Here is a 16,635-nt window from a genome sequence, read left to right as displayed (position 1 = left end):
GATCCGACTGGGGAAGTCCGGGTGCCAGCATCACGCGGACGCTGGCGATATAGCCTGGCCGTGAACCGGGCGAAGAACTGCTCGCGAACTCCGGCGCGCAGCGCCACGACGTACCCGCGGCGTACGTGCAGCGATCGCGCATCAAAGCCAAATGCGACGCAGCACCGGTACCACGAGGCCGTCTGCACTTCAACTGAAAATTGCCGTGCAGGTAAAATCTAGCCTTTGGCGGCGTTCCAAACCGTGCGCCGCCGCACACACGCGTGAATCACGGATATCTTCACCGAAACGCGACAGATGACGGACAGGTACTTTGGCGTTTCTCGGCAACCTTCTATAACACCGCCGAGACCTTCGGCAATTCGATGGCTCGGATAACTTGCGGCTTCTATTGGCGCAATGAGCTGCAAGCGCTACTTGGAGCAACGGGGCAATCGCTCTACGCAGGTATCGACTATGGTCATGTCTGGGGACCCTCCGCGGCATTTCTCGTCGGCACGCAACTGGCAGGCGCCGTTATAGGCGTACGCGGACATCTGTCCGCGGGTCCGGGGGCCTTCGGCTACGACCTGTTTGCCGGCACGCCGATTTACAAACCCACTGGGTTTCCAACGGCCAAGGTTACGCTCGGCTTTCAGGTATCAGCGCAGTTTTAGCGGTGCTCAAGCGGTAGTCATGCCGCCTACTATGCGAAATGACAAAACCTCGCTTAGGTACGCTCAATGACCTGCGTATCAGACCGGGCCTAAAGAAAATGCTAGCCCCGTCCGTAAACAACGGATAGCTGGCATGTTCCATAGCCACCGTAGCACAGGCGCCAAACCATAAAAAACCTGGCCTCTCAGGTCTCCCACTTCTTCATGTCGTTCACTCGCACCCGCACCCAACACGTCTCCCAGACTTATCGTCCCGACATCGATGGCCTGCGCGCACTGTCCGTGATCGCCGTCATGCTTTGCCACGCCGGCCTCAAGGCATTGAGCGGCGGCTTTATCGGCGTGGACGTGTTCTTCACCATTTCCGGGTTCGTCGTCACAACGTCGCTGCTAGGCGACCTCGAACGCGACGCGTTTTCGTTCAAGGCGTTTTATGCGCGTCGCGCCAAACGCCTTGCGCCCGCGCTGTACGTCATGCTGCTCGCGACCTTCGTGTTTAGCCTGCTGTTCCTCTTTCCCGAGGACACGTTTCATCTTTCCAAGAACATCCTGGCTGTCTCGACGATGACGTCAAACATCTTCCTGTCGCGGCAAACCGGATACTTCGATGCAAAGGCGGCCGATCAACCTTTGCTGCATACATGGTCGCTGTCCGTCGAGGAGCAGTTCTACGTATTGCTGCCGCTGCTGCTGTTCTGGCTTTATCGCAGCAAGCGCAACTGGATGACGCCCGCGTTTGCATTGCTGACGCTCGCCTCATGCATCGCAGCCGTCGTGGCTGCCCATCGCGAATCGAACGGCGCGTATTACTTCGCGCAATATCGCGCATTCGAATTCCTTGTGGGCACCCTGCTCGCGCTGCACGAACATAAGCGTGAAGCACGTCCGTCGCGGTGGGCCGCCATACTGTTCGTCGTGGGTATTGCGGCAATCGTTGCAGGCGCGCTTGGCCTGAGCAAGATGACGCAATTCCCCGGCATCGGCGCATTCGTGCCATGTGGCGGCGCGTTGCTCGTTATCTACGGTGGCCGCCGCGCCGGCGCCATCCGTTTCGTGCTCGGCAATCCGGTCGCTGTCTATCTAGGCAAGATTTCCTACCCAGTCTACCTCTGGCACTGGCCGCTCTTCTTCGCACTGCGCCAGCTCGACCTCGCAAGTGCACGCGGATACGCAATCGCAATCGGTTTGACGTTCGTGCTATCCGCTCTTACGTATGCTTTAGTCGAACAACGCATCCGTCACGCAAGGCTTGCGCCGCGAAAGGCACTGCTCGCCTTTCTTGCGATTCCGCTGTTCGTCACCGGCGCGATGGCCGGCACCGGCAAGCTCACTGAAGGCTTTCTCTTTGCATACCCCGCGAAAATTCGCGCGGACGTGCATTGGTCCGGCGATGCGCTATTCGATATGCCGCGCGGCAAAAAGTGCTGGTCAAAAGTCGACGTCACGCCTGAAAGCACCTGTACGCTCGGCGACGCGAACGCAAGCAATAAGGCGGTTCTTTGGGGCGATTCGCACGCTTACCACCTGATCTACTTTTTCGACCTACTCGGCAAAGACCATCAGCTCGCCGTGCACGACATGGCGCTGACACTTTGCCCGCCAATCGAACATGAGCCGCCGATGCCTGGTTACATGCCCTACCTGAAGGACCATCTGCAGTGTGTCGCACACGACAAGGCCGTGATGGCATATCTGATGGCGCATCCGGACATCCATACGGTTTTTATGGCCGCGGCGTGGCAGAACTACATCAATCTGAGCACCGACCCGAACGCTGGCCCGAACGGCCACGGATTCAAGCCTGGCCAGATCGACCGTGAACTGGCCGCAACGATCGACGAACTGACGCGCGCCGGAAAACACGTTGTGCTGGTGAACGACGTGCCAATGATCCCGCTCAAGCTCGTCAACTGCGCATTCAACAACGACCTGTATTTCCCGATTCATCCGCAGGCATGTCAGTTCGACGAAAACATTGCACGTGAGCAGCACGCGCCGATTCGACAGATGCTGAGGCGGTTAAAAGCGCGCTTCCCGTCCGTCGACATCATGCACACCTACGACGTGCCTTGCGACGGAACCATCTGCAAGCTCGATTTCGACGGTTTGCCCGCGTATCGGTACGACGACTACCATCACCTGAGCGTCGCCGGCAGTACATTGCTGTACAGCCACTATATGAAGCGGCATCCGGGGGAACTCGCGGCATTGCTTACGAAGTAGGACCAGCCTGTTCCGCTGCAGATGCCGGCCACCGGGCGCCCCGTTGACGACGTCTGCTGCAACAGCTCTCGCGCCCCGAGCTTTTCACTACGATGCGCGCATCCATCAACGAGCAGCGGGCCTCGCGCAGTACCGCCCGCTAGGGTCGATAAACATCCAGCGGCAATTTCTCGAACCGCGCCTTCAACTGCAGCGCGAGAAACCGCGAATAAAACCGCCCCATCTGGAAATTACCGGCATGGATCCAGAGCCCGGGCTGTCGCGTCGGTTTCCACAAGTTGCGCAGTTCGCCCTCCCACGGGCCTGAGTCTCCCTCGAGCCCAGAGCCATATCCCATCACCGGCCCCACCGAGTCCGCCACTTCGCGCGACACGAGCGTCGCAATGCGTTCATTGATCGGCCTGTAACCGGTCGCATAAACGATATCGTCCGCATCGAGACACGAACCATCGCTAAACACAATGCCATCACGCTCGATGCGCGTCGCTTCGACGCCGGCCTTGAGCTTGATGCTGCCGTTCGCAATCAATTCCGATGCGCCGGTATCGATGTAGAAGCCGCCGCCTTTGCGCAATGCCTTCCCGACAAGGCCCGTGCCGTCCGGACCGGCGTCGAGTTTGAACCCCGCCGCGGCGAGCCGTTGATAGAACGCGCTGTCTTCCTGCGCAAACTTCTCCATCATCGGACGGAACACCACCGGCAGCATCCGCATCGGCAATGCAGCCCGCTGCAGGTCTGCATGCTCAACATCGAGTCCGCGCGCCAGCGCCTCCTCCGAATAGAGCGGACGCAACATCTCGAGCACGCGTTGCTGGCGAATCACATGGGTCGACGAGCGCTGGATCATCGTCACATTCGCGCCGTGACGGAACAGGTCTTCACAAATGTCGTGGGCCGAGTTGCCCGAGCCGAACACGGCCACCCTGCGGCCACGGAACCGGTCGCCACCCGGATACGCGCTCGCATGGCATTGCTCACCCGCAAACGTGTCCGCGCCGGGAATCGACGGAATGGAGGGATCGCCGTTCAAGCCAGTCGCAAGCACGAGATGCGCGGGCCGCGACGTCGTTTCCTGTCCGTTTCGCACGACGCGCACCTGCCATCGGCCACTCGATGCGTCGTATTGCGCGCCTGCACATTCGGTGCTGTGCCGGATGTCGAGCTCCATGATCCGTGCATAGCACTCGAGCCAGTCGCCGACCCGATCCTTCGGCGCAAATACCGGCCAATGGTCCGGATAGTTCAGATAAGGCAGCGCGTTCCACCAGACCGGATCGTGCAGATGCAGCGACGCATAACGCGCCCGCCAGCTATCGCCGGTGCGCGCGTGGCGATCGATGATCAGTGTCGGTACGCCAAGCAGCTTGAGCCTCGCCGCCAGTCCCAGGCCGCAATGGCCGCCGCCGACGATCAGCACATAAGGCTGCGATGCGTTCTCCGCTTCCGCGGCTTGCGCTACTGGCCCTGCGTCGCCTCGCCATTCGCGACCTGACACGCGACGGTGACGCGTCGGCTCCTCGAAGCCCTTCAGCTCGCGCAGCGCCGTGAGCAGCGTCAAACAGCGGCCTTCGGCATCGAGCCGCACGTAACCGTCGCAACGTCCGAGCGCAGTTTCGAATGAGATGAAGCCCTCGGTCGCATCGGCCCGCGCCTGTTCCGCAACGGTCCACGCGGACGGCCGGATCGACGCGAGAGTCGCCTCGAGCATCGCGCGAATCGCGTCGCGCCCTTCCATCGTCCGGACGTCCCACGTGAACGCGACAAGATCGCGCCAGAAGCAGGTGTCGCCGAATAGCGCGACGACATCATCCGTTCTGTTGGACGCGATCGCCCGCGAAAATGCGTCGAGCCACGAAGCGAGCGTCGCGCGCTCGGAAAATTGCAGGGTCATTCAGTCGAACTCCGTCTGTATCAACTCTTCGAGCCGGCCGCGATCACGCCGCCCGCCCGGTGCCCGGTACGCATCGGAGAAAACGGGCGATGAAAGCGTCTATTCCGCACGGCATGCAAGCGCGGGTACTTATTTGACGAACCGGTTGGCCGATCTCGACAGCAGCCTGAACCGCGTCGGATCGACGTTGTACATGTGCTGAAACGCGACTGAAAAATTGCTGCGGCTCGACAATCCGACCGCTCGCGCCACCTCGGGAACGGCTAAGGTTGTGGTCGCAAGCAATTCCGCCGCTTTGCGCAAGCGCACGATTTTCAGCATCGCCATCGGCGACTGGTCGAATGCTTTCGCAAACTGCGCGGCAAACGCGGATCGACTCATGTTTGCAGTCTGCGCCAGCCGCTCGACCGACAACGGGCTCGCATAGCGTTCGAACATCGTTTCCAGCGCCGCGGCAAGCCGCGCATCGGCCACACCGGCGGCCCATGGAAACTGCACGCCGCCATCGTCGATATGGCGCCTGAGCGCCATCACCAGACATTGTTTGAGCAGCGCTTCGACGAGCACACGCGAACCGGGCCCCGGACGGGCCGATTCCGCGAGCAGCATGACGAACTGATCGCGCAACCCTGCGGACGCATCGAAACGCGTCACCAACGGGCGGCTCAGCGCCTTGAACGGATCGACGGCGAAACTGCCGCCCACATTCAGCTCGCCACACGCGGTGACGACGCCTTGCGCGCCTTCGCCGACTTGCACGGTCGGCGCCGTCTCGCGCGCCGGGCCACTGCCGACCCGCGTGCGGCTTACCGTGCGTGCGGCGTTGCGGCCCGCTGCGTCGATCCGGTACGACACGCGCGGCGGCAGCAGCACGAAGCTATGCGCGTCGAGCATCATGTGATCGGCATCGTCGAGCACGAGCTTGCCGTTTCCGGACAGACAGTAGTGCAGACTCACTGTGCTGCACGCTTCGAAACTCACGCCCCAGCCCTTGCGCACGTCGCATACCGAGAAGTTCGCGACGCCGAGGTCGAGCGCCGCGAGCAGATGATCGAGCACATGCGCTCCGGATTGAGGCAAGGTCAGCATGGAACGTTTGGGAAGTTGCGCGATGGGACGATTGGACGATTGGACGGTTGGACGATTTGGAACCAGAACGAGACCCTTTCGAACCAGGGCAGCACTACCATTATATGCACCAACCCTCTTTCAAGGAGACATCCATGTTCGACATGAAGCATCTTACCCGACTCAAGAAGCTGGACGAAAACGCACCTGATCTGATGAAGACCTTCTGGGCATTCGACAAGGCCGCGTTCGAAGCCGGCGCGTTAAGCGAGCAGACGAAGCAGATCATCGCGGTCGCCGTGGCGCTGACCACGCAATGCCCGTATTGCATCGAACTGCATACGACGGCGGCGCGCAAGGCCGGCGCAACCGACCAGCAGTTGACGGAAGCGGCTATGGTCGCCGCGGCGATGCGCGCGGGCGCGGCCGTGACGCACTCGACGCATCTGTTCAAGGACTGACCGCATCTCGTTGCGGCGTTCGGCAGGCAAGGCATCAGGCAGGAAAGCCCTATCGGGCAGGCAATAAAAAAGGCGCGATGTGAATCGCGCCTTTTTTTCGTCATGCCACCGTGCCGGGATGATCGATATTCGTCAGATGAGCGGCCTCACGCCACCCTGCGGATGCCTTTGCCCGGCTGTTCATCGCGAGCCGTATCGGCCTCGGCTGAATCGTCGCTGTTCTGCGCCGCGCGCTGCCGCTCGGCGAATGCGTCGCCGATCATCAGCAGACTCGGCTGCGCCGGATCGAGCCACTGCTGCGCGTCGCCGGCCGCGAGGCCTTCGAGCGTCAGCGTCAGCGTGCGCTCGCGCGGCGTGCTGCAGGCTTCGACGATCGCAACCGGCGTAGCCGGTGCACGTCCCGCGTCGATCAGTTGCTGCGCGATTTCAGGCGCGCTGTCACGGCCCATATAGAACACGAGCGAGTCGGCATTGACCTGCTCGCGAATCGCCTCGGTATCGGCGGCGCGGCTATGCGTCGCCAGCGCGACACTGCGCGATACGCCGCGCAGCGTCAACGAACGCTGCAGCGCAGCCGCACTGGCAAGCGCCGCGGTAATGCCCGGCACCACCTCGTATTCGATGCCGGCCGCTTCGAGCGCGCGCATTTCTTCGTCGGCACGGCCGAACAGCATCGGATCGCCACCCTTGAGCCGCACCACGACATCATGCTCGCGCGCCGCATCGACGATCTGCTTGTTGATAAAGTGCTGCGCGGTCGAGCGCTGCCCGCAGCGCTTGCCGACCGCGATCTTGCGCGCATGCGGCGCATGCTCGAGCATCGCCGGCTCGATCAGCGCATCGTGCAGCACGACATCGGCGATGCCCAACAAGCGTGCACCGCGCACCGTAATAAGGTCCGCCGCACCAGGCCCCGCACCGATCAGATACACCTTACCCATTTGCTCCTGCTCCGTTCGTCCCGCTTGCGTGAAATCTCGCGTGAAATCCGTTTGCCGCGATATGCACCCTTGATGCACGGCTCGCGCTGTTTCACGTTTGAAGCCGCGAGCCCTCAAGCAGAAAGTGCACGAATCATGCCCGCGGCGACCGTATGATGCGTCGCCTCATCGATCAGCACGAATGCGCCCGTGCCCGGGTTCGTATCATACTCGTCGGCCACGAGCGGCTTTTGCAGCGTCAGCTGCACGCGTCCGATATCGTTCATCGACAGGTCGTGCCGGTCGGTGGCATGCGACAGCGTATGCACATCGAGCACCTGTCTGATCGCGCCGATGCGCGCGAACACCGTGTTGGTGGTCTGCTTCAGCAGGTACTTGCGCTGCGTCGACAGCGGCGTGTCGTCGAACCAGCACAGATCCGCTTCGAGCTTCTTCGCCGGCTGCGGCAGGTCGCCCGCGAGCACGAACGTATCGCCGCGCGATACGTCGACGTCCCGGTCGAGGCGAATCGTCACCGTCTGGCCCGCGAACGCGCGATCGACTTGCGCGGTGCCGCCCGGCACCGGCGCGACGATTTCCGCGACCGTTGCTTCGCGATTGGCCGGCAGCACGACAATCGCGTCGCCCACCTTCACTTCGCCGGACTCGATACGGCCCATATAGCCGCGAAAGTCGTCGGCCTGGCTGCCGTCCTGGCGCGCCACCCATTGCACCGGAAAGCGCAGCGCCGCGTGGTCCGCTGTTTCAACCGGCAGTGCCTCGAGCACGTCGAGCAGCGGCTCGCCCGCATACCACGGCATGCGCTCGCTCGCGCTGACGATGTTGTCGCCCTTCAGCGCCGACACCGGCACGAAGCGCACATTCGTCAAGCCGAGCTGGCGCGCAAGTTCGACATACGCGTCGCGAATCTCGTTGAAGCGCGTTTCGTTGAAATCGACGAGGTCCATCTTGTTGATCGCGACGATCACATGCTGCAAACCAAGCAGTTTCACGATCGCGCTGTGGCGCTTCGTTTGCGGCAGCAGTTGCGCCACACCGTTTTCGAGCGTCACGCGCGTCGCGTCGACGAGAATGATCGCCGCATGCGCGGTCGATGCGCCGGTCACCATGTTGCGCGTGTACTGCTCGTGCCCCGGCGTATCGGCGATGATGAACTTGCGCTTCGCCGTGGCGAAATAGCGATATGCCACGTCGATCGTAATGCCCTGCTCGCGTTCGGCTTCGAGGCCGTCGGTCAGCAGCGACAGGTCGATTTCGTCGCCGACGGTACGCTTGTTCTTCGCGCGCGACAGCGCCGACAGCTGATCGGACAGCACGGCCTTGCTGTCGTACAGCAGGCGGCCGATCAGCGTGCTCTTGCCGTCGTCGACACTGCCTGCCGTGATGAAACGCAGCACGCCGAGGTCTTGCGGTTGATGAATGCTCATGACTGTCTTACCTCGCGTGCCTCAGAAATAACCTTGCTTCTTGCGCTGTTCCATCGCGGCTTCGGACGTCTGGTCGTCCATCCGCGTGGCGCCGCGTTCCGTGATCTCGGTCACCGCCGTTTCGGCGATGATCTTTTCGACCGTGTCCGCATCGCTTGCGACCGGGCACGTGCAGCTGATGTCGCCGACCGTGCGGAAACGCACGAGCGCCTGTTCGCTCGTCTCGCCCTCGCGCATCGGCGTAAGCGGCGTGACCGGCACGAGAAGCCCGTTGCGGCGCACGATCTCGCGCGTATGCGCGTAATAGATCGACGGCAGTTCGAGCTGCTCGCGCGCGATGTATTGCCACACGTCGAGTTCGGTCCAGTTCGAGATCGGGAACACGCGCAGATGCTCGCCCGCATGCAGACGCGCGTTATACAGGCTCCACAGCTCGGGGCGCTGCGCCTTCGGATCCCATTGGCCGAACTCGTCGCGGAACGAGAAGATCCGCTCTTTCGCACGGGCCTTTTCTTCGTCGCGGCGCGCGCCGCCGATCATCGCGGTATAGCCGTATTGCTCGATCGTTTCGAGCAGTGTGACCGCCTGCACCGCGTTGCGCGAATCGGTCTCGCGACGCAGACGCACCGTGCCGCGGCGGATCGAATCTTCGACGTGGCCGACCACGAGCTCGGCGCCGATCTGCTGCGCGCGACGATCGCGGAAGTCGATCACTTCCTCGTAGTTGTGGCCCGTGTCGATATGCACGAGCGGGAACGGCAGCTGGGTCTGCCGGTTCGCGCCGAGGCCGAATGCCTTCAGCGCGAGATGCAGCACCACCACCGAGTCCTTGCCGCCCGAGAACAGCAGCGCAGGCTTGCTGCATTCGGCGACCAGCTCGCGCAGGATATGGATCGACTCGGCTTCGAGCCAGTCAAGGTGGTCCATCCGGTTGCCGGTATTCGTAAGCGGTGCGGTCACAGTAGGTTCGAGCGTCGTGCTCATGGTTCGGGTCCTTCTTTGATTCATCCGGGCGAGCGGCGTTGCCGGCTCGCGCTATCGAAAAGGCTTTTGATGCACGCTTTTGATGCGTTCGAGGTCGCTGCCCACGCGTGGGCGCCTATGCGGCTCGGGTCACGCGGAGGCGTTTTCGGCGCTTGTCGCGATCGGAATGGTCGTGATGTGCAGCCCGCATTCCTTAGTATCGCGCGATTCCCACCACCAGCGCCCGGCCCGGCTGTCTTCGCCCGGCCGCACCGCGCGCGTACAGGGCTCGCAGCCGATGCTCGGGTAGCCGCGCGCGTGCAGCGGATTGACCGGCACGTCGAACGCCTTAAGGTACGCCCAGACGTCCGCTTCCGTCCAATCGGCAAGCGGGTTGAACTTCGCGATGTGGCGGGCGGCGTCGTGCTCTTCCTCGTGCAGCTCGGCGCGCGTCACCGACTGCTCGCGGCGCTGGCCCGTCACCCAGGCACTGACGCCCGTCAAGGCGCGGTTAAGCGGCTCGACCTTGCGGATTTCGCAGCAGCGCTTGCGCAGGTCGATGCTTTCGTAGAACGCATTCAGGCCGTGCGCGGCGACATATTCGTCGACGGCGGCCGTCTGCGGGTGGTACTGCTCGATATCGTAGCCGTAGCGCTCGCGCACGCGATCGAACATGCCGAGCGTTTCCGCATGCAGCCGGCCCGTATTCAGACTGAATATGCCGATCTTCACGCCGCGCGACAGGATCGCGTGCGTAAGCAGCATGTCTTCCGCGGCGAGGCTGCTCGCGAACTTCACGTTCGCGTGGCGGGCCGCGATCGAATCGAGCAGCGCATCGAGCCGCTCGATCTTCACAGCCAGTTCGGGCGCGACGTTCTGCACTTCGCTCATGCGGAGACCTTTTGCGCCGCAGCAGCCTGAGCCGCCTCGCGGCGGCGGAACAGCGGGCGCGGTTCGTCGAATGCGCCCTGGTACTGCACCGTGAACTCGGTGAACGCCTTCAGCGCGTCGTGGATGTCCTTGTCCGCACGCACCGCATAGGCGTCGAACCCGCAGCGCTCGTAAAAGCGCAACTGGTCACGCAGCACGTCGCCGATCGCGCGAATCTCGCCCTTGTAGCCATAGCGCTCGCGCAGCAAACGCGCGATGCTGTAGCCGCGGCCGTCGCGAAACACCGGGAAATCGACTGCGATCAACGCGATCGCATCGAAATCGCCGGCGATGTCGGCCGGTTCGCTGTCGCCCGCGAGCCACACGCCGATGGCGGCCGCGCCGCGCGCGGCCGTCAGCGCGTCGCGCGAAGCCTGCCACAACGCGAGCGGCACGATGATCTTGCCGGCCGGCAACGCATCCACCGCGGGCAGCGTGCCGTCTTCGGCCGCGCGCACCACGGTCCAGTCATCGCTCACGACCTGGCGGTTCTTGATAATCGAAGCCATCTGCAACATTCCTTATTGGGCCGGTTATGCGTGAGCGGGTTGGCGCGATGCGTACACGCGCTCCTTGAAAGGCGCGATGCCGATCCGGTTGTACGTGTCGATAAAACGCTCGCCATCAAGGCGCTGTTCGACAAACGTATCGATCACTTTCGCGACCACATCCGGCATTTCCTCAGCCGAGAACGACGGGCCGATCACGCGGCCCAGATGCGCGCCGGTCGCACCGGTACCCTGCTCGCCGCCGAGCGACACCTGGTACCACTCGGAGCCGTCCTTGTCGACGCCGAGCACGCCGATATTGCCGACGTGATGGTGGCCGCACGAATTCATGCAACCCGAAATGTTCAACGACAGTTCGCCGAGGTCATAGACGAAATCCATATCGTCGAAGCGCTGCTGGATCGCCTTCGCAATCGGAATCGACTTCGCGTTCGCGAGCGAGCAGAAATCGCCGCCCGGGCACGCAATGATATCGGTCAGCAAGCCGATGTTCGGCGTCGCGAAACCGATCGTCTTCGCCTTTTCCCACAGCGCGTACAGATCGCGCTTCCTGACGTTGGCGAGAATCAGGTTCTGCTCGTGCGAGACGCGGATTTCACCGAGAGAGTACTCGTCGGCGAGATCGGCGACCGCGTCCATTTGCGCATCGGTTGCATCGCCCGGGGCAATGCCGTGCGGCTTCAGCGAAAGCGTCACGGCCGCGTAGCCCGACACGCGATGCGGCCGCACGCTGCGCTCGACCCAGCGCGCAAACGCGCGGCTTTCGAGCAGATGCTTTTCGAAGCTCGGATCCGTGTCCGGCAGCTTGTCGTACTGCGGCGGCGCGAAGTGTTGCGACACGCGGTCCACTTCCGCTTGCGTCAGCGTCGACGGGCCGTCTTTCAGGTGCTGCCACTCTTCCTCGACCTGCTGCGCGAATTTCTCGGGCGACAGCGCCTTCACCAGAATCTTGATGCGCGCCTTGTACAGGTTGTCGCGGCGGCCGTAGCGGTTGTACACGCGCAGCACGGCTTCGCAGTAGGTCAGCAGATGCTGCCACGGCAGGTTTTCGCGAATCACCGCGCCGATGATCGGCGTACGGCCCAGACCGCCGCCCGCGAGAATGCTCGCGACCACCTCACCGTCGGCATTCTTCGACAGATAGACGCCAAGGTCATGAATCTGCACTGCTGCGCGGTCTTCCTTCGAGCCCGACACGGCAATCTTGAACTTGCGCGGCAGCCATGCGAATTCAGGGTGGAACGTCGACCACTGGCGCAGAATCTCGGCCCACGGACGCGGGTCGATCTGCTCGTCGGGCGCGATGCCCGCGAACTGGTCGGCCGTGATGTTGCGGATGCAGTTGCCCGACGTCTGGATACCGTGCATCTGCACCGACGCGAGCTTGCGCAGAATTTCCGGCGTCTCCTCGAGCTCGACCCAGTTGAACTGGATGTTCGTGCGCGTCGAGAAATGGCCGTAGCCGCGGTCGTGTTCGCGCGCGATCGTCGCGAGCATGCGCATCTGGTCGCTGCGCAGATTGCCGTAAGGAATCGCGATGCGGTGCATGTAGGCGTGGCGCTGCATGTACAGGCCATTCTGCAGACGCAACGGGCGGAACTCTTCTTCGCTCAATTCGCCCGACAGCCGGCGGCGAACCTGGTCGGCGTACTGCGCGACGCGTTCGTCAACGATGGTCTGGTCGTACTGATCGTATTGATACATTCGGGGACCCCAGTTTGTTTGTCTCAACCCACGCGCCGTTCCGGTTACGCCGCGCGATGGACGTCGCCGTCCGTCTTGTTAGCAGAGCAAGTCGGGTGCACGACATCAGACCCGCTCGTGATTTGCTAATGACGAAAAGCGATAACCATATTGGAAAAGTTCGAGAAATCGTAATAAACTCGCTTAATATCTCAAACGACTAAAAAATTCTGTTTATATGCGGAGAGGTTATATATGAACCTGCACCAGTTCCGCTTCGTCCGGGAAGCCGTCCGCCAGAACTTCAACCTCACCGAAGCGGCCAAGGCGCTGTATACGAGCCAGCCTGGCGTCTCGAAGGCGATCATCGAGCTCGAGGACGAGCTGGGCGTGGAAATCTTCACGCGCCACGGCAAGCGCGTGCGCTCGCTGACCGAGCCGGGGCGCATCATTCTGGCGTCGGTCGAGCGGATCCTGCAGGAAGTCGAAAGCCTGAAACGGATCGGCAAGGATTACGCCGCGCAGGACCAGGGCAATCTCGTGATCGCCGCGACGCACACGCAGGCGCGCTACTCGCTGCCCGCCGCGATCGCCGAATTCAAGAAGCGCTATCCCAAGGTTCACCTTTCGATTCTGCAAGGCAGTCCGAGCCAGGTCGCCGAGATGGTCATCCACGACCAGGCCGACGTCGCGATCGCCACCGAGGGGCTGTCGAACTACAAGGAGCTCGTGACGCTGCCGTGCTTTACCTGGCACCACGTCGCGGTGATGCAGGACGACCATCCGCTGCTCGAGCGCAAGCAGCTGTCGCTCGACGATCTGTCGCAATTTCCGCTCATTACCTACGAAAACGCGTTTGCGGGCCGCACGAAGATCAACGACGCGTTCCGGCTGCGCGGCCTGCACCCCGACATCGTGCTCGAGGCGATCGACGCCGACGTCATCAAGACGTACGTCGAACTGGGGCTCGGCGTCGGCATCATGGCCGACATCGCATTCAACGCCGAGCGCGACCGGCATCTGCGGGCGATGCCGGTCGGGCATCTGTTCGGCAGCAACATCACGCGTGTCGCGCTGAAACAGGGCGGGTACCTGCGCAGTTACGTCTACACATTGGTCGAACTGCTGTCGCCGAGCATGAACCGCAAGCTCATCGAGCAGGCGCTGAAGGGCGAGAGCGAAACCTATGAGCTTTGATGGTCCGGCTGGAGTGTCCGCATGACGTCCTATAAGAAGACCCTGCGCGGGTTCGCCGCGCTCGGCGCCTTTCTGCTCGCCAGCGCCGCTCACGCGGAGCTTAAGGTCGGCATCGATCTGTCGACGACGGGCCCCGCCGCCGCAATCGGCATCACGAGCAGGAACGCGATCCTGATGTGGCCGAAGACGATCGCCGGCCAGCCCGCGCAATATATCTTGCTCGACGACGGCTCTGACCCCGGCGTCGCGGTCCGCAACATCCACAAGCTCATCAACGAAGACCACGTCGACGTGATCGTCGGCCCGAACGTGACGCCGGCCGCGCTCGCGGCGCTCGACCCGGTCGCGCAGAGCCGCACGCCGATGATCACGCTGATCGGCTCGGCGGCCGTCGTCGAGCCGCAGGAAGGCAAGCGCGTCTGGGCGTTCAAGATGGCGCAGACCGATAGCGCGATGGCCGACGTGATGACGCGCTACATGGCGAATCACAACGTGAAAACGGTCGGCTTTATCGGCTTCGCGGACAGCTACGGCGACAGCTGGCTCAACGAGTTCACGAAGTTCGCGGCGCTGCGGCACATTCAGGTGGTCGCGACCGAGCGCTTCAATCGCACCGACACGAGCGTGACGGGCCAGGTGCTGAAGCTGATCGCGGCCAAACCCGACGCGGTCCTGATCGCCGGTGCGGGCACGCCGAGCGTGCTGCCGCAACGCACGCTCGTCGAGCGCGGCTACAAGGGCGCCATTTATCAGACGCATGGCATCGCCACGCCGGAATTCATCAAGCTCGGCGGCAAGGACGTCGAAGGCACGCTGTTTCCAACGCAGCCCGTGGTCGTCGCGCGCACGCTGCCCGCCGATCATCCGGCGAAGCAGGCGGCGCTCGCGTTCGTCAACGACTATGAGGCGAAGTACGGGCCGAACACGGTCACGCAGTTCGCCGGCGATGCGGCCGGTGTGTATCCGCGGCTGCAGGATGCGCTCGCGCGTGCATTGAAAACGGCGCAGCCCGGCACGCCGGCGTTTCGCGTCGCGCTACGCGAAGCGCTCGAGCAGGCGCATGAACTCGTGGTGCCGAACGGCGTCGTCAATACGAGCGCGACCGATCACGTCGGGCTCGATCAGCGCGCGAGCGTGATGGGCACCATCAAAGGCGGGAAGTTTGTCTACCTGAGTCAGTGACGCTGTTGTTAAAGTAGACCTCTTTCGTCGCCCGATCGCGTTCAGCGTCCCCACCATGCGCACTACCCGAGCCATCCATGCCGTCGAACGGCTGAAAACCCGCAGCGGCAACGCCCGCTATGCGGCCGTCGCGCTGTCGGGCGGCCTGTTCTACCTCGTCGACCGGTCGAGCGGCGCCGATCAGAAAATGTCCGAACCGTTGCCGCTCGACGACTTCGTCAGATTCGTCGACGAATTCGGCCCGAAAAAGCCGCGCAAGGCCAGCAAGCTCGACCTCGCGTTCGAAGAACAGATCAGAAAGAGCAAAAGCTAGCGCGCGTTCGCGCATCGAGCAGCCGGCACGCGTCAGATCTGCCGCCACTGGCCGCCGGCCGCGCTGCTGGCCAGCATCGCATCGATAAACCGCAAACCTTCGACACCATCGTCGACGGTCGTCAGAAGGCGGCTTTCCGGCGGCAGCGGCTGACCCGCATCGAGCGCTTCGATCTGCAACGCGGCGTCCTGATACAGCTGCGCGAACGCTTCGAGATAGCCTTCCGGATGCCCGGCCGGCACACGCGTCGCGTTCGCGGCCGCGGCGCCCTTCACGCGCCCGCGCGTGATGCGCCGCCGCGCACCGCCAAGCGGCGTGAAACCCAGTTCGTTCGGCGCTTCCTGTTCGAACGCAATGCTCGCCTTCGTGCCGTACACGCGCAGCCGCAAGCCGTTTTCCTCGCCGCTCGCGACCTGGCTTGCCCACAGCATGCCGCGCGCGCCGTTCGCATAGCGCAGCATCGCCTGCACGTGATCGTCGACGCGGCGCCCCGGCACGAACGTATGCACTTCGGCCGCAAGCGCCTCGGGCAGCATGCCGCTGATAAACCCCGCGAGGTGATACGCATGCGTGCCGATATCGCCGAGGCAGCCGGCCGGCCCCGACAGCTTCGGGTCGGTGCGCCACACGGCCTGCTTGTTCGTGCCGCTCTGCTCGACCGGTTCCGCGAGCCAGTCCTGCGCATATTCCACCTGCACGACGCGAATCTCGCCCAGTTCGCCCGCTTCGATCATCTCGCGCGCGTGCCGCACCATCGGGTAGCCCGAGTACGTGTGCGTCAGGGCAAAAAGCCGCTGCTTTTCGTGCGCGAGGCGGGCCAATGCCTCGCCTTCGGCAAGCGATACCGCGAGCGGCTTGTCGCAGATCACATGGATACCGGCTTCGAGAAACGCCGTCGCAACGGGCGCATGCAGATGGTTCGGCGTGACGATCGCCACCGCGTCGATGCCGTCCTCACGTGTGCTTTCCGCACGCGCCATCTCGCGCCAGTCCGCGTAACTGCGCGCGATATTCGCTTCGTCGGCGCTCGCCTGCGCGCGCTGCGGGTCCGACGACAACGCGCCCGCGACGAGCTCGAAGCGGTCGTCGAGGCGCGCGGCGATCCGGTGCACCGCGCCGATAAAAGCACCCTGCCCGCCGCCGACCATGCCCAGTTTCAGTCTTCCTGCCATCGCGTCATGCTCCTCGTTT

14 protein-coding genes and 1 pseudogene are annotated in these 16,635 nt (G+C 63.1%); 6 read left to right on the top strand and 9 right to left on the bottom strand.

Annotated features, from left to right (window positions below; all coding sequences use genetic code 11):
• Nucleotides 1-380: 380 nt before the first annotated feature.
• Nucleotides 381-656: pseudogene (locus tag BTO02_RS07485) on the top strand (ShlB/FhaC/HecB family hemolysin secretion/activation protein); the annotation flags it as partial.
• A gap of 204 nt (nucleotides 657-860) precedes the next feature.
• Complete coding sequence (locus BTO02_RS07480) at nucleotides 861-2,879, top strand: acyltransferase family protein (RefSeq protein ID WP_075156510.1); 2,019 nt, start codon at nucleotides 861-863, stop codon at nucleotides 2,877-2,879.
• Nucleotides 2,880-3,018: 139 nt separating this feature from the next.
• On the opposite strand, the gene BTO02_RS07475 is transcribed toward BTO02_RS07480, so the two are convergent.
• Together BTO02_RS07475 and BTO02_RS07470 are read right to left on the bottom strand one after the other, a co-directional pair.
• On the bottom strand, nucleotides 3,019-4,770 hold the full coding sequence (locus BTO02_RS07475) for a flavin-containing monooxygenase (RefSeq protein WP_075156509.1): 1,752 nt from the start codon (nucleotides 4,768-4,770) through the stop codon (nucleotides 3,019-3,021).
• Nucleotides 4,771-4,899: 129 nt separating this feature from the next.
• The gene (locus BTO02_RS07470; RefSeq protein ID WP_075156508.1) at nucleotides 4,900-5,859 is read right to left on the bottom strand and encodes a cupin domain-containing protein; all 960 of its coding nucleotides are present in this window, start codon (nucleotides 5,857-5,859) and stop codon (nucleotides 4,900-4,902) included.
• Between the two features lie 134 nt (nucleotides 5,860-5,993).
• Between BTO02_RS07470 and BTO02_RS07465 the strand changes: the two genes are divergently transcribed.
• On the top strand, nucleotides 5,994-6,299 hold the full coding sequence (locus BTO02_RS07465; RefSeq protein WP_075156507.1) for a carboxymuconolactone decarboxylase family protein: 306 nt from the start codon (nucleotides 5,994-5,996) through the stop codon (nucleotides 6,297-6,299).
• Nucleotides 6,300-6,445: 146 nt separating this feature from the next.
• Here BTO02_RS07465 and cobA read toward each other — a convergent pair whose 3' ends face one another.
• The 6 genes from cobA to BTO02_RS07435 form a co-directional block, all read right to left on the bottom strand.
• Nucleotides 6,446-7,240, bottom strand: a complete 795-nt coding sequence (gene cobA, locus BTO02_RS07460) for a uroporphyrinogen-III C-methyltransferase (protein ID WP_075156506.1) — start codon at nucleotides 7,238-7,240, stop codon at nucleotides 6,446-6,448.
• A 113-nt stretch (nucleotides 7,241-7,353) separates the two neighbouring features.
• Nucleotides 7,354-8,667 (bottom strand): sulfate adenylyltransferase subunit 1, encoded by a 1,314-nt coding sequence (locus tag BTO02_RS07455; RefSeq protein ID WP_075156505.1) that lies wholly within the window; start codon nucleotides 8,665-8,667, stop codon nucleotides 7,354-7,356.
• A gap of 21 nt (nucleotides 8,668-8,688) precedes the next feature.
• Complete coding sequence (gene cysD, locus BTO02_RS07450) at nucleotides 8,689-9,651, bottom strand: sulfate adenylyltransferase subunit CysD (RefSeq protein WP_075156504.1); 963 nt, start codon at nucleotides 9,649-9,651, stop codon at nucleotides 8,689-8,691.
• A gap of 129 nt (nucleotides 9,652-9,780) precedes the next feature.
• Nucleotides 9,781-10,521, bottom strand: a complete 741-nt coding sequence (locus tag BTO02_RS07445; RefSeq protein ID WP_075156503.1) for a phosphoadenylyl-sulfate reductase — start codon at nucleotides 10,519-10,521, stop codon at nucleotides 9,781-9,783.
• Nucleotides 10,518-11,069, bottom strand: a complete 552-nt coding sequence (locus tag BTO02_RS07440) for a DUF934 domain-containing protein (protein ID WP_075156502.1) — start codon at nucleotides 11,067-11,069, stop codon at nucleotides 10,518-10,520. Before BTO02_RS07440 ends, BTO02_RS07445 begins: the two co-directional genes overlap by 4 nt.
• 24 nt (nucleotides 11,070-11,093) lie before the next feature.
• The gene (locus tag BTO02_RS07435; protein ID WP_075156501.1) at nucleotides 11,094-12,773 is read right to left on the bottom strand and encodes a nitrite/sulfite reductase; all 1,680 of its coding nucleotides are present in this window, start codon (nucleotides 12,771-12,773) and stop codon (nucleotides 11,094-11,096) included.
• 234 nt (nucleotides 12,774-13,007) lie between these two features.
• On the opposite strand from BTO02_RS07435, the gene BTO02_RS07430 reads away from it, so the two are divergent.
• The 3 genes from BTO02_RS07430 to BTO02_RS07420 are packed head-to-tail and all read left to right on the top strand — an operon-like array spanning nucleotide 13,008 to nucleotide 15,444.
• On the top strand, nucleotides 13,008-13,949 hold the full coding sequence (locus BTO02_RS07430) for a CysB family HTH-type transcriptional regulator (RefSeq protein WP_075156500.1): 942 nt from the start codon (nucleotides 13,008-13,010) through the stop codon (nucleotides 13,947-13,949).
• 21 nt (nucleotides 13,950-13,970) lie between these two features.
• Nucleotides 13,971-15,131, top strand: a complete 1,161-nt coding sequence (locus BTO02_RS07425) for an ABC transporter substrate-binding protein (RefSeq protein WP_075156499.1) — start codon at nucleotides 13,971-13,973, stop codon at nucleotides 15,129-15,131.
• Nucleotides 15,132-15,186: 55 nt separating this feature from the next.
• Entirely contained in the window at nucleotides 15,187-15,444 is a 258-nt protein-coding gene (locus BTO02_RS07420; protein ID WP_075156498.1) for a hypothetical protein, read from the top strand.
• 32 nt (nucleotides 15,445-15,476) lie between these two features.
• Here the strand turns inward: BTO02_RS07420 and BTO02_RS07415 are convergent, their stop codons facing one another.
• Complete coding sequence (locus tag BTO02_RS07415) at nucleotides 15,477-16,616, bottom strand: Gfo/Idh/MocA family protein (RefSeq protein WP_075156497.1); 1,140 nt, start codon at nucleotides 16,614-16,616, stop codon at nucleotides 15,477-15,479.
• Nucleotides 16,617-16,635: the final 19 nt, after the last annotated feature.

This window comes from Paraburkholderia sp. SOS3 (genome assembly GCF_001922345.1).
GTDB lineage: Bacteria > Pseudomonadota > Gammaproteobacteria > Burkholderiales > Burkholderiaceae > Paraburkholderia.
This window is presented reverse-complemented; position numbering and strand designations above follow the sequence as displayed.

Excerpts from the sequence above, each read along its gene's own strand:
- BTO02_RS07480 (WP_075156510.1), top strand. The coding sequence starts at position 861 with ATGTCGTTCACTCGCACCCGCACCCAACACGTCTCCCAGACTTATCGT.
- BTO02_RS07475 (WP_075156509.1), bottom strand. The coding sequence starts at position 4,770 with ATGACCCTGCAATTTTCCGAGCGCGCGACGCTCGCTTCGTGGCTCGAC.
- BTO02_RS07470 (WP_075156508.1), bottom strand. The coding sequence starts at position 5,859 with ATGCTGACCTTGCCTCAATCCGGAGCGCATGTGCTCGATCATCTGCTC.
- BTO02_RS07465 (WP_075156507.1), top strand. The coding sequence starts at position 5,994 with ATGTTCGACATGAAGCATCTTACCCGACTCAAGAAGCTGGACGAAAAC.
- cobA (WP_075156506.1), bottom strand. The coding sequence starts at position 7,240 with ATGGGTAAGGTGTATCTGATCGGTGCGGGGCCTGGTGCGGCGGACCTT.
- BTO02_RS07455 (WP_075156505.1), bottom strand. The coding sequence starts at position 8,667 with ATGAGCATTCATCAACCGCAAGACCTCGGCGTGCTGCGTTTCATCACG.
- cysD (WP_075156504.1), bottom strand. The coding sequence starts at position 9,651 with ATGAGCACGACGCTCGAACCTACTGTGACCGCACCGCTTACGAATACC.
- BTO02_RS07445 (WP_075156503.1), bottom strand. The coding sequence starts at position 10,521 with ATGAGCGAAGTGCAGAACGTCGCGCCCGAACTGGCTGTGAAGATCGAG.
- BTO02_RS07440 (WP_075156502.1), bottom strand. The coding sequence starts at position 11,069 with ATGGCTTCGATTATCAAGAACCGCCAGGTCGTGAGCGATGACTGGACC.
- BTO02_RS07435 (WP_075156501.1), bottom strand. The coding sequence starts at position 12,773 with ATGTATCAATACGATCAGTACGACCAGACCATCGTTGACGAACGCGTC.
- BTO02_RS07430 (WP_075156500.1), top strand. The coding sequence starts at position 13,008 with ATGAACCTGCACCAGTTCCGCTTCGTCCGGGAAGCCGTCCGCCAGAAC.
- BTO02_RS07425 (WP_075156499.1), top strand. The coding sequence starts at position 13,971 with ATGACGTCCTATAAGAAGACCCTGCGCGGGTTCGCCGCGCTCGGCGCC.
- BTO02_RS07420 (WP_075156498.1), top strand. The coding sequence starts at position 15,187 with ATGCGCACTACCCGAGCCATCCATGCCGTCGAACGGCTGAAAACCCGC.
- BTO02_RS07415 (WP_075156497.1), bottom strand. The coding sequence starts at position 16,616 with ATGGCAGGAAGACTGAAACTGGGCATGGTCGGCGGCGGGCAGGGTGCT.